Genomic DNA, 20116 nt, shown 5'->3' with positions numbered 1-20116 from the left:
CCCGGCTCACTAATCATGAGCCGGGTTTTTTAATGGGCAGCATTTGAGGGTAGTGAATTCGTAAGACACCGATGGAACTAGAGTTCAGTCATCGCCATTTCGGTAGGGATAAGCGATGGTTTCTTGTACCTCCTGCCAGCGCTGTGGCCTTGCCATCAAAAAGCCCTGCCCCCGCTGGCAATTCAGCTCACGAAGCTCCTGATACTGGGCCTGATTTTCGACGCCCTCAGCCACAACCTCAAGCCCAAGCGCCTCTGCTATCCCAAGGATCGCAGACACAATTCTTGAACCGCCCGTTTCCCCACCAAGACGGCTGATGAATTGACGATCAATCTTCAGCACTTGCACCGGAAGGTTTTGCAGGTAGGCCAGAGAAGAATAACCGGTTCCAAAGTCGTCAATTGCTATTCCTACACCTTGCTCTCTAAACCCTCTCAGTTTCTCTAAACAAGGACCGGAGAGATTCATAACGTGAGTTTCTGTGATCTCTATTTCCGGACGCCAGCCCATCTCGCGGATACGCTCGAACAGCGGGCCAATCGCGACGTCCAGCCGAGCATCAGTAATTTGGCGGGCAGAAATATTAATCGCCAACCCCAGATGCCCCTGCACAGCCGGTTTTGTTTTTTCTAAATCCGCCAAAATCCCTCGAACCAATTGCTGGGTTATTTCATGAATCTGGCCACGACGCTCTGCTAAAGGCACAAAATCGCCCGGGGATACAGCTCCAAATTCTGGATGCTGCCAGCGCAATAGGGCCTCCATGCCAACTACTTGCCCGGAACTGAGTTCGTATTGAGGTTGATAAACAACATAGAATTCATCCGGAGAGGTTTTCAGAGACACCGTCAAAGCTTCAGACAGTTGTTGCTCACCCCGACCCTGCTCATCATCTGCTTGGCTGTATATGCGGTAGCAGGAGCGTCCTGCCAGCTTCGCCATGTGCAAGGCGCGATCTGCCTTATGTAAGAGTTCTGCTCCACTCTTTCCGTGCAGGGGATAAACCGCCGCGCCTGCCGATGCCGATATAAAGCACTCTCGATCACCAACAATGACCGGCGCTCGGAAGGCCTGAACCATGCGCTGGCAGACCTCTTCCAATTCGGCACACTCTTGCAACTCTACAATGACAGCAAATTCGTCACCGGAAAGTCGGGCTACTATGTCATCCTTATGCACTACACTTTGAATACAAAGTGCTGCCTGCTTAAGCACGCCATCGCCCCGCTCATGCCCGTGCAGGCTGTTGATTGTTTTAAAGAAATCCAAATTAATAAAAAGCACCGCAAAGCGCGCATCGCCTCGAACATACTGGCTAACGCGGGCATTCAAAAATTCCTGAAACAATGAGCGATTGGGCAGCTCTGTAAGCGCGTCATAATAGGCAAGCGAGGCCAGACGTTCATCCGCACCGGTTCTCTCGCTCATGTCCATAAACATCCCGACATAAACCTGCTGGCCTTCGTACTCCACGGAGAAAATACTGAGCCACTGCGGGTAGACTTCACCGCTTTTCTTTCGGTTCCAGACTAGTCCTTCCCAGAGGCCATCTGTTGCCAGAGATTGCCACATAGATTGATAGAATTCTCGTGCATGGAGCCCTGCACTAAGCACAGAAGGGGAGTTGCCCATCACCTCATCCGCCTCATATCCGGTGACGGAATGGAACATGCTGTTTACATAGATAATTCTCGGTTCTTTGGTGGCAATCATGATGGCGCGTGGGTACTGATCCGCCAACGCTCTGAAATCTAGCGGCTGCTCAAATTGCATGAATTACACGCTCCTGAAACTTCAATCCGCATTTATCAAATATGCACACCCATTTAGTATAGACGGATAGCACAGCAATTCCCCAATCTATCACAATAAGGTAGGCTGGCTTCTAACTTGTTATTTCTTTGGAAAAACTGCTTTCATCATGACTCTGGGAACGCTGTTCTGGCTCTTTATCGCCGCCTTTGCCATTTGGTACTGGTGGCGTGCCAAGGCTATTAAAGACTCGGTACTTCAAGCCGTTCACCGCTACTGCAAAACCATGGACGTTATGCTGCTTGATGATGCCATCTATTTGCGCGGCATCTGGTTCAAACGAGATGATCAAGGCCAAGTTCGCGTTTGGCGCCGCTTTCTGTTCGATTTCACTTCTACTGGTGAAGAGCGCTATAGCGGCCGAGTTATCATGCTTGGGCCTCGAATATTGAACATGGAACTAGACCCTCACCGCTTTTCTTAATACCCCGAGTTAGCCGGCTCCCGTTGCCACTTTTTGGTTACTGAAACATTCCTGTAATAATTCTGCCTCATTCTTCCCGCAACGCTAACTGTTTGTTGCCATAGGGATTTATCATGATACAACACCGTTCACACCTCACTCAGCAGAGCGCCCTGCCGGGCTTATTGTGTCTGATTTTAATGTTCAGTATGTCCAGCAGCCGCGCTGAAGAGATGGAGATTCACGGCTCCAACACAATCGGTGCGGTACTGGCACCTATGCTGGTCGAAGGTTTCCTTAACAGTCGCGGCAATGAATCCGTCCAAACCCTTGGCAACGGCAAACACAACGAGCAACTCTTGATAGGAAGCCAGAGTGGTGCGCCTCTTCGAATTTTGGTCGCTGCCCACGGTTCCAGTACTGGGTTCAAAGCGTTGAAGGCCAAACGTGCAGATATCTGGGCTTCCTCCCGCCCTGTCAAGCCGACGGAAGTAGAGCAAATGGCGGAACGCGCCAACCTCGAAGATCTTGAAAGCGAGCATGTTATTGCAATAGATGGCCTAGCGGTATTGGTTCATTCTTCAAATCTAATCAATCAACTCAGTATCGATACACTGGCTAGCATATTTTCAGGTGAAGTTCGTAACTGGTCTGAAGTCGGTGGCGCTGACCGGCCCATTAACCTGTATGCGCGGGATGACCGCTCAGGAACCTGGGACACCTTTAAGAGTCTGGTTTTGGGCAATGCCTACCCACTTCATGCTTCGGCCAAACGCTATGAATCAAACGACCAACTCTCAGACGATGTGAGTGCCGACCCCGGAGGCATTGGCTTTTCTGGACTGGCTTCAATTCGTAATAGCAAGGTGCTGGCGATTTCAGATGGCGAAGCTCCCGCGCTGAAACCATCCGTACTAACGGTTGCCAGCGAAGACTACCCGCTTTCCCGACGCTTATTCATGTATACATCCGGCGATGCTACAAAGATCCTAGCGAAAGACTTTATCGAATTCGTACTAGGGGCAGAAGGCCAGAGCCTTGTCTCTAAGTCAGGGTTTGTTTCCCAAAATCCCCTAGCAGTTAAACCCGATTTGGCCGGTAGCACACCATCCTCGTTCAAATTGCTGACACAGAACTATAATCGACTGACCGTTAACTTCCGCTTCTCGGAGGGACGTACCAAGCTGGACAACAAAGCGAAAAGGGACTTGTTCCGAGTTGCCGACTACCTCAGTAGGGAAAATCGCGAAGCGGACGATCTAATGCTCATTGGCTTTGCAGACCAACAAACCAACGAATTACGAGCCCAAATTATATCAGAGCTAAGGGCACTGTCAGTGCGCAAGGCACTCTCCAACCTTGGCGTTCACGATGTTCGCTACACCGGTTATGGTCACTACATGCCAGTAGGTATGTCCGGAGGTACGAGTGGAGAGAAGCGCAACGGGCGAGTTGAAGTTTGGGTTCGTAATCGCTAATAAATAACGCCCCTTCGGCAATCACTTATCCGCATAGCGCACACAACTATGTTTGGGTTTCCTATACTGTCGCTGCCACTCTCCACTAACAGACCGAGACAATGGATATCCATAACGACCAGCGCTTTGCAATCAACCTAAACGTTCGCGGCATCCAGCCTTCAGCTACCCTTCGAATCAATGAGCTGAGCAATCAGCTAAGATCCGAAGGGAAGGACATTATTAAGCTTGGGCTGGGACAGTCTCCCTTCCCTGTTCCAGCGCGTGTTGTCGATGCCCTGAAAGAGCATGCGCACGAAAAGGACTATCTGCCAGTCAAAGGCCTCAAAAGCCTGCGTGAATCCATCGCCGGTTACATCAACCGAAGCGAGCGCATGCGCTGCACTTGGGAGGACGTATTAATCGGCCCCGGCTCCAAGGAGCTGTTATTCATTCTGCAACTGGCCTACTACGGTGATCTACTGATTCCACGCCCAAGCTGGGTCTCCTATGCGCCACAGGCACGTATTATTGGCCGCTCGGTACATTGGCTACCTACCCATGCAGAGAACAACTGGCAGCTTACTGCTGAAGAGCTGGACATCATCTGCCGGGACGATGTATCTCGCCCGCGCATTCTAATTTTGAACTACCCGTCCAACCCCACCGGTTGCACTTACACTGACGACCAGCTATTGGCTATTGCCAACGTTGCCCGTAAATACAAGATCATTTTGCTCTCCGACGAGATCTACGGCGAAGTGCACTTTGAGGGCAAACACAAGTCCATCGCACGCTACTACCCAGAGGGTACTATTATTAGCACCGGGCTTAGCAAGTGGGCTGGCGCTGGAGGTTGGCGCTTGGGAACGTTCATTTTCCCAAAAGAACTTCGCCCTCTGCAGGACGCCATGGCTATCATCGCCAGCGAAACCTACACAGCTACCAGCGCACCCATACAGCACGCTGCGATTACTGCCTTTAACGGCGGCGATGACATAGACGAGTATTTGAACCAGTCTCGTCGTGTGCTGAAAGTGATTGGCGAGTATATGCACCGACGTCTGAGCGACATGGGCGCCGTTGTTCAGAAGCCCGAAGGCGCGTTTTACCTGTTCCCTAACTTCGACAGCTTCCGCGACCAGCTAGCAAGAAAGGACATCAAAACCAGCCAAGCGTTTTGTCAGGCATTGTTGGAAAATACAGGCGTGGCCATTCTACCAGCCAGTGACTTCGGGTTCGTTCCGGATCATCTGGGTGCCCGTTTGGCGTTCGTAGACTTCGACGGAGCCGAGTCTCTGCAGTTGGCAGGGGAAGACTATGCAGACAAGGAGCTTGATGACAACTTTGTCGACAAAGCATGTCCGCGTCTGGTGAAAGCGATGGATAAGATGGAGGCATGGCTGAACAGCCTCTGATCTTGCCATGCTAGACTGGCGCCCTCACTCTTCAGAGATAATAGCGGGGGCGCCATGTCTGACTCTTTTTCCCTACGGGACATCACTGATTTTACAGAAGATCTAGCCCGGGAAGCCGGGGAGCTGATTCGTCGGGAGCGTGAAAACAACACTCTGCGCACCGAATACAAAGCGCAGACTGAGCTAGTCACCCACGCCGACGTTATGGCTGATGAATATATCACCAATGCGATTCGTAAGCGCTTCCCTGAACACCGCATCCTATCGGAAGAATCCATGCCGGATCTCAGTCAAGCTGAGGAGCTGGAAACTCCGCTATGGATCGTAGATCCCATTGATGGCACGGTAAACTACGCTTACGGTCACCCGCAGGTTGCTGTGTCTATTGCTTATGCTGAAAACGGTCGCGTGCAAGCGGGTGTGGTGCATGCACCGTTCCCCGGCGAGACCTTCCGCGCCACACTCGGTGACGGCGCTACGCTCAACGGTAATCCCATCCATCACAGTGGCGCGACAGTTCCAAGGGATTCACTCTTCGCAACTGGTTTCCCCTACACCAAAGACAATCTGGCGCCGCTGGTTAACCGCCTGAATGCAATGATTCACCAATGCCGAGACCTACGCCGCATCGGCTCGGCGGCTCTGGATATCTGCTGGGTGGCCTGCGGCCGTTTGGACATCTACTACGAAAACGTCAGCCCATGGGATTTCGCGGCTGCTCGCTTAATCGCTTTGGAAGCCGGAGCAACGGTTGGCCACTTCAGTGAGGTTCCGGAGGGTTACCCTGCCGACCTCTGGGGTCGCGACATTCTGATTTCGGCGCCTGCAATCTGGGAGCCTATTCGTGAAATTCTTCGTTCGGCCTCTGGGTACGACTAAAGCGCTTGATCCGGCGCCCGCCACCTTTGCAGCCTTCAAAGTTCGGGGCAGGCACACCCAGAAAGGGCCTTCCTGACTGTGCCACCTGGCTAACTTGAGATCTCATCAAAAAAGACGAGCAGAGGCCCGATATATCTTAGCTGCGTGAACGAGGTTGGTGGGGTTGGTCTGCACAGAATGTTGGAGGCCAAGGATGGCCGGAAACAAGCGCACATGGACGTGCTCGTAGCGGTTCTGTGCAGACCAACCCCATCAACCGGCTGCACCATAACAAGCAGGCTACAAGGGCAAGAAAACTCCCAACTAGCCCCAAACACCCTCAGCAACCAACCCCCAACTCTCGTCAAAATCAGCCGTGGGCAGTCGGGAGAACGACGAGCGGATAAACCGCTGGATTCGGCCTTCCATGAATACCAGAACAAAATCCGCCGCCCGTGTGGCACTGGTACGTGACCGCAAGCTCTGGCGGATTTCGCCTTCTTTCAGGGTTTGCCGCACCTGCGTTTCCAAGCGCTCGAAGAACTGCGAGGCACGCTTGCGTAAAGCCTCGTTTTCGCCCACCAACGCATCACCAGTGAGAACACAACATAACCCCGGATTACGCTCCGCGAAAACCAGAACCAAGTGCACCACTTGCTGCAAACGAACCTGCACGTCTTCCTGATCCTGCAGAATAACCTGACAACGAGAAAATACCGCTTCTTCCGCAAATTCCAGCAGCGCTTCAAACATTTTACGCTTGCTAGGGAAATGGCGGTAAAGCGCCGCCTCTGTTACACCAACAGACTTGGCCAGAACAGAAGTCGTGATTCTGGCGCCCGGATCCTTTTCCAGAAGCTCCAATAGAGCGCGGAGAATCGCTTCTCGGCGGCTGGGTTTCTGATCGGTTATGGCCATACTACAGCGCTCTTAATCAGACGTTGACTCAGAAAAAAGTACCATCAAGGGGCGAAGAAGCACTTGCATAGAGCTTTTTGGGCATCCGTCCAGCGAGATAAGCTTCGCGACCTGCTTCAATGGCAAGACGCATCGCATTGGCCATTTTAATAGGATCTTTGGCCTGAGCGATGGCGGTGTTCATCAGTACGCCGTCGCAGCCCAATTCCATGGCAATGGTGGCATCAGAGGCCGTGCCGACACCGGCATCCACCAATACGGGCACCTTGGCATTTTCGACGATCAGCCGAATGTTGTAACGGTTCTGAATACCCAGCCCGGAACCTATGGGTGCGCCCAATGGCATAATCGCGATACAGCCCATTTCCTCAAGACGCATGGCCAATAAGGGGTCGTCGGAGCAGTAGACCATTACCTTGAAGCCATCTTTAATCAGCTCTTCGGCAGCCACCAAAGTTTCCGGCATATTCGGGTATAGCGTTTTGTGTTCACCCAACACTTCCAGCTTCACCAAATCGCGACCGTCAAGCAGTTCTCTTGCTAGTTTGCAGGTGCGCACTGCATCTTTGGCGGTGTAGCAACCAGCTGTGTTGGGAAGGATGGTGTAGTGTTCCGGGGAGATCACATCCAGTAGATTTGGCTCGTCTGGGTTCTGGCCCAAGTTAGTGCGGCGAACCGCCACGGTCACAATGTCAGCACCGCTCATTTCAATGGCATGACCAGTTTCCATCAGGTCGCGATATTTGCCGGTGCCAACCAGCAACCGCGACTGGTAAGTGCGACCAGCAATTTCAAGAGGTTTGTCTTCAGGCAGCTCAATCTTAGGCGTGTCGGTCATAGTGTTTCCGGATTGATAAAACGTAGTGATGTAAATTCACAGCTAAAAGAATTGCGGGCAGACGGGTTTTAACCGCCTCCAATCGCATGAACAACTTCCACGCGATCACCATTACTTAAGGCAAATTCGGCATGTTGGCTACGGGGTACTATGTTTTCATTTACCTCCACTGCCAGTCGCTTACCGGCGATAGCCATTTTTTCTAACAATGCGGCAACCGTGGCCCCTTCTGGCAGCTCCATGGCTTCGCCATTTACCTGAACCTGCATAGCATTCTTAACCTCTGTTTTGAGTCGTATTCTGGCGAAGGCCAACGGTCAGCAGCAGTGCCCAGCCAATCATAAAACATATACCGCCAAGGGGCGTAATCGGGCCAACCCAGCGTATGTCGGTCAGCACTAGCGTATAGAGGCTGCCACTGAATAGCAGGACGCCCGAAAAAAAGAAGCCAGCGGCTAAGCTCAGTCGCCGTCGTGAAAGACCAAAGCCAGATAACAGGGCAACCAGCACCAGCGCAATGGCGTGATACATCTGATAGGTAACGGCTGTTTGAAACACCTCTAAACTACGCTCACTTACGATATTGCGTAGGCCGTGAGCACCGAAAGCTCCAGCCATAACCGCTGTAACCGCAAAAAAAGCGCCTGTAATGATGGGAAGACGCATAACGCCTGTTGGATGCGACTCTATAGATTCAGCAGTCACAGTGGATTTTCTCCCCAGTGTCCAGATTCATCATCGTGAGGGCTCCACCCCAAACGCAGCCAGTATCTAAACCAATAAACTGCGTACTACCTGTCTCACCTTCGATGGCCGCCCAATGCCCGAAAATCACTTTTAAATCATCAGTACGCGGAAATTCAAACCAGGGCGTAAACCCCTTAGGCGCCTTGCCTGCCGACTCTTTTACAGTCAGCTCTAGCCTGCCGTCTTTGGCAATAAAACGCATTCGGGTGAAATAGTTGGTGATGACCCGCCAACGATCCATGCCGGTGAGCTTTTCATTCCAGCCTTCTGGCTTGTTGCCGTACATATGCGCAAAGTATTCCGAAGCCTGCTCTCCACGAATAACATCTTCTACTTCCCGCGCACTAGCAAGGGCCTGCTGGATACTCCAAATATGAGGAATACCTGCGTGGGCCATCATGATGTTGCGTTCACAATCATACACACACAGATTTTGCTGCCGTAGCCAACTCACTAACTTATCGCAATCTGGCGCGTTCAGTATCCCTGTCAGAGTATCTTTGCGCTTCGGCGCATGGCCACCGAGAGCCACTGCCAGCAGATGCAGATCGTGATTACCCAGAACCACCACAGCGGCACTGCCCAAGCTTTCAATATAACGCAAGGTTTTCAGGGAGGATGGCCCCCGGTTAATCAAATCACCCGCCACCCAAAGGCGGTCACGGGAAGGCGAAAAATCCACCTTGGCCAGAACATCCTTCAAGCGGTCATAACAGCCCTGAATATCGCCTATGGCGTAATCAGTCATGGCTGTCTCCAGACACGTCTCCTACGCTTCCCTCACCGGGCTGGGCTCGGCTTTTTTCGTCTGTTAGCGCATCCGCAATGCTGACGTAGTCGGCCAAGCTGAGGTTTTCCGGCCGCAGGCCGTCATTGATGCCCAAAGCTTGCAGTTGCTCAACCGTTACCAGTCCCGCCAAAGCTTTGCGCAGGGTTTTTCGGCGAGCGTTAAACGCTGTTCTTACCACAGCCTGCAGGGTGACAAGATCCTTTGCAGGGTGCGGAAGCTCTGCATGAGGTACTAGCCGCACAATGGCAGAGTCTACTTTTGGCGCGGGCCGGAAGGCGCCGGGGCCTACTTCAAACAAGGGCTGAACTTTGCAGAAATACTGGGTCATGATGCCCAACCGGCCGTAATTGTTATCGCCGGGTACCGCTGCCATCCGCTGTACTACTTCTTTTTGCAACATGAAGTGCATGTCTTGCACCACGCCTGACTGGGACAGCAAGTGAAAAATTAAGGGAGTGGAGATGTTATAAGGCAAGTTGCCAATGATGCGCAGAGGCTTCTCATCCACAAGCTGGCTGAAGTCAAACTTCAGTGCGTCGGCTTCGTGGATATGAAAATCGGGATAGTTGAAAAACTTGGTACGCAGCACAGGAATGAGATCGCGGTCTAGCTCCACCACCTGAAGTTTCGGGTTAACCGCTAAAATTTCCTCTGTTATTGCGCCAAGCCCCGGGCCAATTTCGACAATGGCGTCGTCTGCCTTCGGGTGAATGGAGCGAATAATGCGCTCAATCACGCCAGGATCGTGAAGAAAATTCTGGCCAAACCGTTTTCTGGCCTGATGGCCGGCTTTTTTGCTCACTCAGGTTTCTCTCTTTTTAGCGGATTTGAGGGAGCGCGCCATTTGCTCGCCCACTCGAATAGCGGTATGCAAACTGCCCGCATCGGCCTTGCCTGTGCCAGCGAGGTCCAGAGCCGTGCCGTGATCCACGGATGTGCGCACAATGGGTAACCCAAGGGTGATATTTACCGCGCGCCCAAAGCCCTGAAATTTAAGCACTGGTAAGCCCTGGTCGTGATACATGGCCAAGGCGGCATCGGCGTCGTCTAACCAATGGGGCGTGAACAGCGTGTCTGCCGGTAGGGGCCCAACCAGCTGTATTCCTTGGCCGCGGAGGGTCTCAAGGGTTGGCTCAATCACGTCAATTTCTTCCCGGCCAAGGTGGCCCCCTTCACCTGCGTGGGGGTTTAGCCCCGCAACCAGAATTTTCGGCTGCGCAATTCCGAAAAATGTTTTCAGATCGGCGTTTAAAATGGTGGCAACTTGCGTCAAACGCTCGGGCGTAATCGCAGCGGATACGTCTTTGAGGGGTAAGTGAGTGGTTACCAAGGCTACTCGCAGCTCTTCGGTAGCCAGCATCATAACCACCCGTTCAACGCCACAGAGCTCCTGCAAAAATTCAGTATGACCACTGAATTCGATACCTGCTTCATTGATCACGCCTTTGTGAACCGGCGCCGTAACCATGCCGTCGAAATCACCCTCAAGACAGCCTTTGGCTGCAACGGTGAGAGTGTCCAAAACATAGCGACTGTTAGCCGTGTCGAGCTCGCCCGCTTGGTGCGAAATACAACCTTCTACATGCAATACGGAAAGCTCGCCCACACCCTTTCTTGGCGCCGACCCTGGCCGCCAAGAATGTAGCTTTACGTCGAGCCCTAGAAGTCCGGCTCGCGCCGCCAGCATTGGCTGGCTGGCAATCACGACCACGCCCACATCACGCTGCGCTGCGGCCAACTCTAGACATAGCTCGGGACCAATGCCTGCCGGCTCTCCGGCAGTCAGTGCGAGAACAATCTCTTCAGCCATTATTTTGCAGTTTCCTGCGCATTGGCAGACTCATCGTCTGCATACTCACCTTTGAACTCGACAAAGGCTTCATCCCGGATTTCTCTAAGCCAGTTTTGCAGCTCGGTTTCGAACTTACGGCGATAAATGGCCTGACGGGCTTCGGCCTCTTTCACATCTGTACTGATGTCTTTCTGGCGGCGCTCTTCAACCTGAAGAATATGCCAGCCAAATTGCGAGCGGAACGGCCCTTTATATTCGCCGACACTAGCCTCCTGCATAGCCTGTTCAAACGCGGGCACCATTTGACCCGGGCTTACCCAGCCCAGATTGCCACCGTCAGAGCCAGAAACTGGGTCGTCTGAGTACTGTCGCGCCAACACGGCAAAATCAGCACCGTCTTTAAGCTGTTGAGACAGTTCACGAATGGTCGCTTCCGCCTCGGTATCGGTTATGGCTTCAGACGGGCGAATCAGAAGATGGCGCACGCGGTTTTGCTGGATAACCTGCTTTTGGGTGCCCCCGCGCTTCTCCATCACCATAACCATGTGAAAGCCACTGTTGTTCTCCAGAACCTCGGAAGGAATACCAACCTCAAGATCTGGTACAACTGGCGCCACCAGTGACGGTAACTGGCGCTCGCTACGCCACCCCATATCTCCGCCTTCAAGGGCATTGCTGGCATCAGATTCAGCTACCGCTACCTCGCGAAAATCACGACCGTCGAGAATGGCAGTACGAAGTTCTTCTGCTTTCTCGCGGGTGGCGTCAACAGCTGCATCATCAGCAGGGTTATCCAGTTCGATAAAAATATAAGCAAGCCGGTATTCAGCATCGTTACCACCCGTGGATTCCAACGCTTGCAGGTAGTTTTGAACCTCACGGTCGGTAACGCGAACCCGGTTGCCAACCTGTCGCTGCTGGACGCGCCCAGTAAGCATTTCCTGACGGATCTGCTCCCGAGCCTGCCGATAGCTTACGCCCTCAACGGCAAGCTGGTTTTCAAACTCGGCTAAGCTAAGACCATTTCGCTCAGCAATGTTGGCGATGGTTTCGTTCAGCTCGTTATCGCTGATGCGCATACCCATTCTATCCGCCATCTGCAGCTGGACCGATTCGGTAATCAGCTGTTCCAGAACCCGTTCTTCAAGGAGGCGACGGGGCGGCAGGCCAGTTCCTTGGGCACTGAGACGCCCGGTGATTGTGTTAATTCTGGCCTCCAGTTCAGTCTGTAGGACCACATCATCATCAACAATGGCCACAACCTGATCAAGCAGCTTGCGCTCGGCCTGAGCCGCAAAAGAAAGCACCACTGCCAACAACATCAGCAATGTTTGTAAACCCTGGCGAATCGTCGCCTTCATAATCACCTCTTAATGAAGAAATAAGCCTGCGGATAGGGTACCGGAATGGCACAGTTGCCGTCAGGGGGTGCTAAATAGCAACGTTAATCAGACGGCTCAGAAACGACGCCGCTCACGCTCGTCAAAACCATAAATTGCCTTAGAGATCGATGTGGATGCGCCGCCACTGCCGCCCAGACCTTTTAGCTGAACCTGGAAAAGCAAACGGCTATCCAGAGTTTGATCATCCGTCAAATAATTCTGGTGAACCACTTGGATGCTCCAGCAACAGTTGTTGTACTCGATCCCGGCAAGTGAACCAACGGTGCGATCCAAATCCGAATCGTACACCCAGCGGCCGATTAGGCTAACACGGTCTGTTGCCGGAATAACCGCCGCAATATCCGATTGCTCCAACTCTCCCTTGCTGTAGGTATGGCCAATACTCGCCAAATACCGGTAGTCCCGAGAATGAAAAATTAGCTGGCTGCGCCCCTCTTCAGTATCGCCGGTATCGGGGTCCCAGAGCCCTGAAGACCGAACCTGCAGGTTTTGTAGAGGGCTTAACACCACTTCGCCCGCGAGCGGCGAGCGACTGCGATCACCCCCGCCCTCGCCGAACAGAGTCACCTCACGATCATCAAGATACTGAATCTGGCCGATACTGAAACGGGCCCGCTCGGAGCCGGTCACCAGATCATTAAAGCGGCTAGTCAAGGCCACCGCTAACTGGTTTGCATCACCTACCCGATCGCCTCCAACAAAGCGGTCTGGCCGAAATAACTGCTCAAAGCGGAAGGTCTGCAAGGCGGTATCAAACGAGGGAATGTCGTTCTGGTCCGCTTCCGCATCAGCCCAAGCGTAATATAGACGGGGCTCAAGAGTTTGGTTGTAGGGCACATCAAACAAGGTAGATTGGCGATCAAAGTACAGGCCGTTGTCCCACTCCACCACTGGAACGGTACGATCGAAACTGTCACTACCGGCGCTGTAATCTTCCAGCTCGTAACGGGTGTAATCCAGACTGACCGAAGGGCGACTGAAGCCCCAAAGTGCACGCATTGGCAACGCCAATTCAGGGCGAGCCAGAAAACGCTGACCGTTGGCCTTATCGAGCCCTGTTAACGTGTCATTGTCTCGGTAGAACCAGCTGTACTGACTTTCTAGCCCGGCTTCTAACCATCCTGCCTCGGTACTGCCAGCGTAAATCATTTCTGGCAATTGGGCGTAAGGCCTATCCGCCTGTGCAATTCGGTCGCTGACGGTCTGGTAGTCGTTAAGATATATATCAAAAAACTGATTCGACCCTTGATAGCGCACACCGCCTTTGCGCTGCAGATGCGTGGTCTGGTCAATTTCCAAACTACGGTTCAGGTCGCTCAGGTAATCCTCGTCACTGACTACTGAAAAATCGCCGTACCCCGTCCAACCACTGCCTAAGGCCGCCCGCGTGGACGCATCCAACCCCCAACGCTGGCCAGACTCCCCAGGGTTCTCATCTTCGTAGTCGGAATCATTATCTATATAGCCAAGCTGAAGGGTTGTTTGGCCAAAATCGCTTAGGTAACGACCCTCAACCTCGTTGAACAGCCCACGGCCATGAATGTACTGCGGCGTTAGAGTGGCATCGTAATGGGGGGCCAAGTTCAGGTAATAAGGGGCCGCCATGAAGACTCCGCTACCTGCGCTGGAAGAACCAAATTGCGGATAAAGGAAGCCAGTTTTGCGGCGATCATCAATGGGAAAGCTGGCGTAAGGCCAGTAAAACACCGGTACATCTAAAACCTCAAGACGAACATGTTTCGCTGTTCCGAAACCCTCGCTCTGATCCAATTCAATCTCGGAAGCAACAATAGCCCAATCGTTTTGCTGAGGACCGCATGTGGTTAGCATGCCATCGCGAATTTCTACCAAAGAGTCGTCTAGCCGAGATAGACTTCCCGCCCTACCGCGCATTTCCGGCTCGTGCAGAAGGAAGGTCGCGGTGTTGATATCAAAGCGCCCTGAATCCACATCGTATTCTGCCCGCTCCCCAGTCAGCAAAAAGCCGTTACCGCGGCTGACCAAAGGGCCTTCAATCGATAGCCGGCCAATATTCTGGCGATACCGCGCTTCGGAACCCGACACTCGGAAGCTCCCCTGTCGCACTTGAACATCGCCTTGGAGGTACAGTTCTTGATCAATTTCATAGCGGGCGCTCAAGCCGCTCGCCTGCAAGGCAGCCGCCTCGCCAGCCGTTTCACCAAACAACCCCGAACCGCCCTCTTCGGAGCCAGACGGCAAGTATCCGCCAGCGCAAAACGCCGGTAGCGAATGTCTGACAGCATCCGGAAGCTGGCTTTTCGGGCGCCAATCCATTTCAGCGGCAGAAGGTGCTTCTTCACCGGAGGACAAACCAGCCACCGACATTAGGACGCATCCGGCAAGCAGGCCCACAAGCCGGCGCAGCAATGTGCCGTTCTGCTCTTGCAGATAGCTGTCGGGCATTGGCACGATGGCAAGGTTCCTGTTCCAGTTGCATGAAGGAGTGTGCATGACGCAACGGGCACCAATACACAAACAACAGCGGCCTAGTTTACACATGCCTCTGAGGCTTGTTAACGGAAACGGAGCCGGATACACGAAACTCCGCTGCAAAAGCGCGTTACCCTCTTTATACTCCTTGCAAAGGAGCCGTGATAACAGCACCTGAACAGTACACGTGCTCATGGCTTGTACACTGTTTTGACATCAATGCACTTTAATAACGCCAGGACAATTGCCCGAGCTATGGATAACCGACTGCAGATGCTGACTACTTGGGTCAGCCAGTTTCCCGGTTTCGAGAACGCCGAAGCCATTCCCGTTTCCGGCGACGCCAGTTTCCGGAGTTACTTCCGGGTACATAACACGGACACCAACGGCAGCGAAGAATCCTTTATTGTTATGGACTCACCGCCAGAGCTGGAGGACTGCAGGCCGTTTATTCACATTGGTCAGCATTGGCTTGATTCAGGCATTATGGTTCCGAAGATTATTGAAGCCGACCCAGCGCACGGTTTTCTCTTGTTGGAAGACTTCGGCGACCGGTTAATGCTAGGCCAGCTAACCCCGGATACGGTAGATTCCCTGTACCAAAGCGCGCTGGATGAACTCTTCCTTATTCAGCAGGTTCCCGCTCATCCCGACTACCCGCTACCCGCATACGACGCGGCCTTACTGAACCGCGAAATGGGCTTATTCCGGGACTGGCTGCTAGAAAGCTATCTAGGGCTGGAACTGGACAACATCGAAAAATCCATGCTCGACACCACCTTTGCCCTGCTTCGTGAAAGCGCTCTGGCGCAACCGGCAGTGACCGTGCACCGGGATTACCACTCCAGAAATTTACTGGTGCGCGAACAACATAGCCGCCCCGGAGTTATCGACTTTCAGGATGCGGTGACCGGGCCCATTACTTACGACGTCGTTTCGCTGCTCAAGGACTGCTACATACAGTGGCCTGAAGAACGTATTTACGACTGGCTGGAAGCTTTCCGAAAACAGTCTTTGGAGGCGGGTCTTCACCGCGCAGACTGCGACACCTTCCGCCACTGGTTTGAACTTATGGGCATTCAACGGCACCTCAAAGCAGCAGGGATTTTTGCCCGTCTGGCCATGCGCGACGGAAAGCGGCGCTATTTGGACGACATTCCCCGCACTCTTGGGTACTTACTAGCCGCCAGCAAACGCCAGCCTGCACTGAGGCACTTCCATGACTGGCTGGCAACGGTCGCTGTGCCAAAAGCGGAAGAATTGATTGGCCCACTTCCTGCGCAGGAGCACACAGCGTGAAAGCGATGATTCTTGCCGCTGGTAAGGGTGAGCGTATGCGGCCGCTCACCCTTACCACGCCAAAGCCCCTGCTCAGCGCCGGTGGAAAGCCACTCATTGAGCATCACCTTGAGCATCTCAATCGTGCTGGTTTTCGGGAGGTGGTGATCAATCATGCCTGGCTCGGGGAGCAGATTGAGTACACCTTGGGAGGGGGCGAGCGCTTCGGCTTATCGCTGCGGTATTCCAGAGAAGGTGAGCCTTTAGAAACCGCCGGAGGCATTGTCCGCGCCCTGCCGATGCTTACATCGAACGAGACCGATTGGTTCATGGTTATAAACGGCGATATTTGGACCGACTTCGACTTAAACCGGCTACAACCTCCAACCTCTGATTCTCACTCCGTTCTCGATGCCATTCTGGTGATGACAGACAACCCCACACACCACCGCAAAGGCGATTTTTGTTTGAACCACAACGGCCTACTCTCCGAGGAATGTGCTGGGAAAGAAGGCGAGAAACTAACCTTCACTGGCATCAGCCTGCTACATAGAAGGCTGTTTGAAGGGCTGACCGACCAAGCCGGAAAGCTCGGGCCGGTTCTGCGCACAGCCATGGCAAAGGGTCGGGTGGCTGGGCTGCATCACTTCGGGCGTTGGGTTGATGTCGGAACGCCTGAGCGGTTGCGGGAATTAGACCGACAACTGGCCATTCAGGAGCCCTAGTGCGATGGCGACTCGCTCTGCGCAACCGGCCTTACCTCCTAGAATGGAGGCCGCCTTCTCCGGCCTATTGGCCAAGCTTTCCGCCTCCAACCATCAGGCACACAAGCTGATAGGCCAAACCAGCCTGCCCCGATGGTGCAGACGCCCACTGTTTTTCTTTCTAGGCTATATTGCAAAAGCAGAAGGTAGGGTTTCGGAGCAAGATATAGGTTTTGCAGAAAATCTGATCAAAGCTCTAAAGCTGTCGAAGCGACAAAGACACAAAGCCATTAACAGCTTCCAAAAAGGCAAAGCCTCTGAAACCCTGCCGCCGCTCATTGGGCTCACACTGAGGCTCAGCCATCGAATATGGCCTACCCCGGCACTAAAGATGGCTATTTGTCTGTGTCACGCTGCCCAACTGAAAGGCCGACCGAGTAAGCCCCGTCGTTATCGCTGCGAAGATACGATTGATCAGATTGGCATGCCAGTTACCATCAGCGAAGACATTTTTGACAGCTACGCCAGCCGGGTATGGGGCGACATCAGCGGCGCACCCTCTGCACCAGTCAATCTCGAGCAGGCCTGCGCATTGCTTGGCGTAACAAGGCGCGACCCTATTGCAACAATCAAGCGGGCATACCGGAAAAAAGTCTCTGAGTGCCATCCCGACAAGCTACTGCAACAGCAACTCAGCGCCGCTGAGCATGCGTTGGCCAAAGAACGCCTTCTGCGCTACCAACAGGCCTGGGAGCTAATCCGGCGACACTACAAGTAAACGCTAATTATTTGGTGGGTGCTGCCTGACAATCATTAGTCACTATTGACGATCATCCCGCTTTAACCATGCGGATATCCTGCTCGCAACTGCCTTGCCATCTCGTGGCATAAAGTCGATGTCTGCCCCCACATTTTGCCGACTAAACCCTTGCACACCGGCCCGCTCCAAATCCGCCTTGCGCTGCCCGCTTGCATCGGATAAAGACAACTCCAAAATACGAGGTACGGAAGCTTTGTTTACGTTTTCCGCCAACTGCTTTGCATCACGCGGATAGAATTTTGGGCCACCCCATATCAGCGCAGTAGGTGCTGCTAATTCAGCTGCATAGGCCACAACGTGATTACTTCCCCGCCCTATTCCTACTAACGCTGTCAGCTCATATTCACGGTTTTTAAGCTCCGCAGCCGCCGCCGCGAGTTCATCGAGAATGCGTTTGCGGTAGGCAGTCTCCAGATCGCTTGGGGCTTCCGCCGCCAAAACATCAATCGCAGCTGAACTTGGCACCCCCGGGCTCTGCCCCTCAGCTTCCGGTTTTGGCTCGGGCGCAACGAGCGGTCGCTCAAGAATCCGTTGAAGGGCCTCCGACGGCGGCTCAAGGCCTAAACTAAGCACCGCCAATTTACGATTGGCCAATTCTCGCGCCAAAGTACCAGTAAGCCCAGACGCTGCGTTCTCCCCCTCATCCGCCAAAATAATGACCGCACCTCTTGCGGGAGTTTTCGTTTCGGGCCAAAACAGCGCCAGCGTGCGAGCGCCGTCTTCAAGTTCCAGCCACAACGCAGAATCCGGAAATCTGTGGTTCAACCCCCACTCACCCAAACCGGAAGACACACCGCTACGCACTTCATTCGGAGTCGGCGAGATAACTGCTTCATCCTGTGCCAATACTGGCACAGCAGTGCCTAACATGATCCCGGCCACAAGCCATCCGGAAATGCTCATGAGGTAAGGGCTTTGGCTTATTGTTCTGAATCGGCGCACAGTTCCTACTCCTCTGGCTACGAAAACACTGTCCTGTGCTGTTAGACTGTCATTATTATTAATAGCTGCCAATTGTTTGCGAGACCCGTGATGAATCCTTATCTGATTGCCCCATCCATTCTATCTGCCGATTTTGCCCGTTTGGGCGAAGAGGTAGATAACGTTCTGGCCGCAGGCGCAGACGTGGTGCACTTTGACGTTATGGACAACCACTACGTGCCCAATCTGACCATCGGGCCGATGGTTTGCGAAGCTCTGCGCAAACACGGCGTTACCGCGCCCATCGACGTACACCTTATGGTATCGCCGGTTGACGACCTAATTCGCATGTTCATCGACGCTGGCGCGAGCTACATAACTTTCCACCCGGAAGCATCCCAACACATTGATCGTTCCCTCCAACTGATTCGAGAGGGAGGCTGCAAGGCGGGCTTGGTGTTTAACCCGGCCACACCGCTGCACCACATGGATCATGTGATGGACAAGCTCGATATGGTGCTGATGATGTCAGTTAATCCCGGGTTCGGTGGCCAGAAATTTATCCCCGGCACCCTTGATAAGCTTAGAGAGGCCCGAAAACGTATCGACGCTAGCAATTACAATATCCGTTTGGAAATAGACGGAGGCGTGAAAACCGATAATATTCGTGAAATTGCGGAAGCCGGTGCAGATACCTTCGTTGCCGGCTCAGCTATTTTCAATACTGACGACTACAAAGCCACTATTGATGCCATGCGGCTAGAGCTCGAACAAGCTCGCATGGCGCTAGGCCATACGGTAACGGGTCAGTGAGCCTAGCAGGCCTGTTTAACCAGCGCTGGCCCGGCGTTGCCCTGTTTGATCTTGACGGCACTCTGGTAGACAGCGCTCCGGATCTTGCTGCTGCAGTTGATTGCACCCTTGAACAGCTGGGGCGCAAACCCGCTGGCCTTGAACAGGTGCGAGAGTGGGTGGGCCACGGTTCTCCCGTTTTGATGCGCCGAGCCTTAGCTGGCAAAGCCGATTGGGAACCCGCGAGCGCTGCAGACGACGCCTTGTTTGACGATGCTCTAACGTTGTTTTACAACAATTACCGGCAACTCAACGGCAAGCACGCTGTAGTGTACCCCGGAGTAAAAGCCTGCCTTGAATCCTTAAGTAAACGGGGTTGCCCCATGGCTGTGGTGACCAACAAGCCGGAACAGTTTGTAAGCCCACTTCTGAAACAACTGGAGCTGGACCACCACTTCAAACTGGTGGTCGGTGGCGATTCACTGGACACCAGAAAGCCAGACCCGGGTCCTTTGCTCCATGCCATGAAAGCTCTAAACGGCAGCCGCGGCACCACGGTAATGGTTGGCGACTCTGCTGCAGATGTCAGCGCCGCTCAAGCTGCGGGTATTCCTTGCGTCGCTGTCACCTATGGCTACAATTTTGGACGCTCGATACAGGCACTGGGAGCAGACGCTGTGGTTGATTCCCTGAGCGAGCTTTTGTAACCTCTCA

General features: G+C 53.4%; 20 protein-coding genes. 9 read left to right on the top strand and 11 right to left on the bottom strand.

Annotation, left to right across the window (positions count from 1 at the left end):
* Positions 1 to 84: 84 nt before the first annotated feature.
* A complete protein-coding gene (locus KO508_RS04850; RefSeq protein ID WP_216007160.1) occupies positions 85 to 1773 on the bottom strand; it encodes a putative bifunctional diguanylate cyclase/phosphodiesterase in 1689 nt (562 codons plus the stop codon).
* A 148-nt stretch (positions 1774 to 1921) separates the two neighbouring features.
* On the opposite strand from KO508_RS04850, the gene KO508_RS04845 reads away from it, so the two are divergent.
* From KO508_RS04845 to KO508_RS04830, 4 genes are all read left to right on the top strand, one after another.
* Positions 1922 to 2236, top strand: coding sequence for a DUF3301 domain-containing protein (locus KO508_RS04845; protein WP_216007159.1), 315 nt, complete (start codon positions 1922 to 1924; stop codon positions 2234 to 2236).
* 113 nt (positions 2237 to 2349) lie between these two features.
* Positions 2350 to 3693, top strand: coding sequence for a substrate-binding domain-containing protein (locus KO508_RS04840; RefSeq protein ID WP_252737808.1), 1344 nt, complete (start codon positions 2350 to 2352; stop codon positions 3691 to 3693).
* Between the two features lie 101 nt (positions 3694 to 3794).
* Complete coding sequence (locus KO508_RS04835; RefSeq protein WP_216007158.1) at positions 3795 to 5090, top strand: pyridoxal phosphate-dependent aminotransferase; 1296 nt, start codon at positions 3795 to 3797, stop codon at positions 5088 to 5090.
* Between the two features lie 54 nt (positions 5091 to 5144).
* Positions 5145 to 5969 carry an inositol monophosphatase family protein gene (locus KO508_RS04830; protein ID WP_216007157.1) on the top strand — a complete coding sequence of 275 codons (825 nt, stop codon included), beginning with the start codon at positions 5145 to 5147 and terminating at the stop codon, positions 5967 to 5969.
* A 303-nt stretch (positions 5970 to 6272) separates the two neighbouring features.
* Here KO508_RS04830 and slmA read toward each other — a convergent pair whose 3' ends face one another.
* The 9 genes from slmA to KO508_RS04785 all read right to left on the bottom strand — a co-directional run bounded on the left by slmA (position 6273) and on the right by KO508_RS04785 (position 14782).
* Positions 6273 to 6860 (bottom strand): nucleoid occlusion factor SlmA, encoded by a 588-nt coding sequence (gene slmA, locus KO508_RS04825; protein ID WP_216007342.1) that lies wholly within the window; start codon positions 6858 to 6860, stop codon positions 6273 to 6275.
* A 34-nt stretch (positions 6861 to 6894) separates the two neighbouring features.
* Positions 6895 to 7704, bottom strand: coding sequence for a thiazole synthase (locus KO508_RS04820; protein ID WP_216007156.1), 810 nt, complete (start codon positions 7702 to 7704; stop codon positions 6895 to 6897).
* A gap of 68 nt (positions 7705 to 7772) precedes the next feature.
* Entirely contained in the window at positions 7773 to 7973 is a 201-nt protein-coding gene (gene thiS, locus KO508_RS04815; protein ID WP_216007155.1) for a sulfur carrier protein ThiS, read from the bottom strand.
* A 7-nt stretch (positions 7974 to 7980) separates the two neighbouring features.
* Positions 7981 to 8409, bottom strand: coding sequence for a DUF423 domain-containing protein (locus tag KO508_RS04810; RefSeq protein WP_436836606.1), 429 nt, complete (start codon positions 8407 to 8409; stop codon positions 7981 to 7983).
* The gene (locus KO508_RS04805; RefSeq protein ID WP_216007154.1) at positions 8399 to 9199 is read right to left on the bottom strand and encodes a symmetrical bis(5'-nucleosyl)-tetraphosphatase; all 801 of its coding nucleotides are present in this window, start codon (positions 9197 to 9199) and stop codon (positions 8399 to 8401) included. Before KO508_RS04805 ends, KO508_RS04810 begins: the two co-directional genes overlap by 11 nt.
* Positions 9192 to 10043 (bottom strand): 16S rRNA (adenine(1518)-N(6)/adenine(1519)-N(6))-dimethyltransferase RsmA, encoded by an 852-nt coding sequence (gene rsmA, locus KO508_RS04800; RefSeq protein WP_216007153.1) that lies wholly within the window; start codon positions 10041 to 10043, stop codon positions 9192 to 9194. The genes KO508_RS04805 and rsmA overlap by 8 nt, the downstream gene beginning before the upstream one ends.
* Positions 10044 to 11051: a 4-hydroxythreonine-4-phosphate dehydrogenase PdxA gene (pdxA, locus tag KO508_RS04795; protein WP_216007152.1), complete on the bottom strand. Its 1008-nt coding sequence runs from the start codon at positions 11049 to 11051 to the stop codon at positions 10044 to 10046.
* The gene (locus KO508_RS04790) at positions 11051 to 12394 is read right to left on the bottom strand and encodes a peptidylprolyl isomerase (protein ID WP_216007151.1); all 1344 of its coding nucleotides are present in this window, start codon (positions 12392 to 12394) and stop codon (positions 11051 to 11053) included. The genes pdxA and KO508_RS04790 overlap by 1 nt, the downstream gene beginning before the upstream one ends.
* Before the next feature lie 96 nt (positions 12395 to 12490).
* Entirely contained in the window at positions 12491 to 14782 is a 2292-nt protein-coding gene (locus KO508_RS04785) for an LPS-assembly protein LptD (protein WP_252737933.1), read from the bottom strand.
* Positions 14783 to 15142: 360 nt separating this feature from the next.
* Here KO508_RS04785 and KO508_RS04780 point away from each other — a divergent pair, with 360 nt between their 5' ends.
* Genes KO508_RS04780 through KO508_RS04770 form a run of 3 tightly spaced genes read left to right on the top strand, consistent with a single transcriptional unit; the run spans position 15143 to position 17647 of the window.
* Positions 15143 to 16186, top strand: coding sequence for an aminoglycoside phosphotransferase family protein (locus KO508_RS04780; RefSeq protein ID WP_216007150.1), 1044 nt, complete (start codon positions 15143 to 15145; stop codon positions 16184 to 16186).
* A complete protein-coding gene (gene murU / locus KO508_RS04775; RefSeq protein ID WP_354668004.1) occupies positions 16183 to 16890 on the top strand; it encodes an N-acetylmuramate alpha-1-phosphate uridylyltransferase MurU in 708 nt (235 codons plus the stop codon). The genes KO508_RS04780 and murU overlap by 4 nt, the downstream gene beginning before the upstream one ends.
* A 4-nt stretch (positions 16891 to 16894) precedes the next feature.
* The gene (locus tag KO508_RS04770; RefSeq protein ID WP_216007149.1) at positions 16895 to 17647 is read left to right on the top strand and encodes a molecular chaperone DjlA; all 753 of its coding nucleotides are present in this window, start codon (positions 16895 to 16897) and stop codon (positions 17645 to 17647) included.
* Positions 17648 to 17689: 42 nt separating this feature from the next.
* On the opposite strand, the gene KO508_RS04765 is transcribed toward KO508_RS04770, so the two are convergent.
* Positions 17690 to 18631: a DUF3530 family protein gene (locus KO508_RS04765; RefSeq protein ID WP_216007148.1), complete on the bottom strand. Its 942-nt coding sequence runs from the start codon at positions 18629 to 18631 to the stop codon at positions 17690 to 17692.
* Between the two features lie 90 nt (positions 18632 to 18721).
* On the opposite strand from KO508_RS04765, the gene rpe reads away from it, so the two are divergent.
* Together rpe and KO508_RS04755 are read left to right on the top strand one after the other, a co-directional pair.
* On the top strand, positions 18722 to 19423 hold the full coding sequence (gene rpe, locus KO508_RS04760) for a ribulose-phosphate 3-epimerase (protein WP_216007147.1): 702 nt from the start codon (positions 18722 to 18724) through the stop codon (positions 19421 to 19423).
* On the top strand, positions 19420 to 20109 hold the full coding sequence (locus tag KO508_RS04755) for a phosphoglycolate phosphatase (protein ID WP_216007146.1): 690 nt from the start codon (positions 19420 to 19422) through the stop codon (positions 20107 to 20109). The genes rpe and KO508_RS04755 overlap by 4 nt, the downstream gene beginning before the upstream one ends.
* The last annotated feature ends 7 nt before the right edge of the window (positions 20110 to 20116 follow it).

This window comes from Marinobacter salexigens (genome assembly GCF_018860765.1).
In the GTDB taxonomy this organism is placed as follows: domain Bacteria; phylum Pseudomonadota; class Gammaproteobacteria; order Pseudomonadales; family Oleiphilaceae; genus Marinobacter; species Marinobacter salexigens_A.
This window is presented reverse-complemented; position numbering and strand designations above follow the sequence as displayed.

Excerpts from the sequence above, each read along its gene's own strand:
- KO508_RS04830 (WP_216007157.1), top strand. The coding sequence starts at position 5,145 with ATGTCTGACTCTTTTTCCCTACGGGACATCACTGATTTTACAGAAGAT.
- KO508_RS04780 (WP_216007150.1), top strand. The coding sequence starts at position 15,143 with ATGGATAACCGACTGCAGATGCTGACTACTTGGGTCAGCCAGTTTCCC.
- KO508_RS04805 (WP_216007154.1), bottom strand. The coding sequence starts at position 9,199 with ATGACTGATTACGCCATAGGCGATATTCAGGGCTGTTATGACCGCTTG.
- KO508_RS04790 (WP_216007151.1), bottom strand. The coding sequence starts at position 12,394 with ATGAAGGCGACGATTCGCCAGGGTTTACAAACATTGCTGATGTTGTTG.
- pdxA (WP_216007152.1), bottom strand. The coding sequence starts at position 11,051 with ATGGCTGAAGAGATTGTTCTCGCACTGACTGCCGGAGAGCCGGCAGGC.
- KO508_RS04820 (WP_216007156.1), bottom strand. The coding sequence starts at position 7,704 with ATGACCGACACGCCTAAGATTGAGCTGCCTGAAGACAAACCTCTTGAA.
- thiS (WP_216007155.1), bottom strand. The coding sequence starts at position 7,973 with ATGCAGGTTCAGGTAAATGGCGAAGCCATGGAGCTGCCAGAAGGGGCC.
- KO508_RS04850 (WP_216007160.1), bottom strand. The coding sequence starts at position 1,773 with ATGCAATTTGAGCAGCCGCTAGATTTCAGAGCGTTGGCGGATCAGTAC.
- KO508_RS04840 (WP_252737808.1), top strand. The coding sequence starts at position 2,350 with ATGATACAACACCGTTCACACCTCACTCAGCAGAGCGCCCTGCCGGGC.
- KO508_RS04845 (WP_216007159.1), top strand. The coding sequence starts at position 1,922 with ATGACTCTGGGAACGCTGTTCTGGCTCTTTATCGCCGCCTTTGCCATT.
- KO508_RS04770 (WP_216007149.1), top strand. The coding sequence starts at position 16,895 with ATGGCGACTCGCTCTGCGCAACCGGCCTTACCTCCTAGAATGGAGGCC.
- rpe (WP_216007147.1), top strand. The coding sequence starts at position 18,722 with ATGAATCCTTATCTGATTGCCCCATCCATTCTATCTGCCGATTTTGCC.
- KO508_RS04835 (WP_216007158.1), top strand. The coding sequence starts at position 3,795 with ATGGATATCCATAACGACCAGCGCTTTGCAATCAACCTAAACGTTCGC.
- KO508_RS04785 (WP_252737933.1), bottom strand. The coding sequence starts at position 14,782 with ATGTCGGTGGCTGGTTTGTCCTCCGGTGAAGAAGCACCTTCTGCCGCT.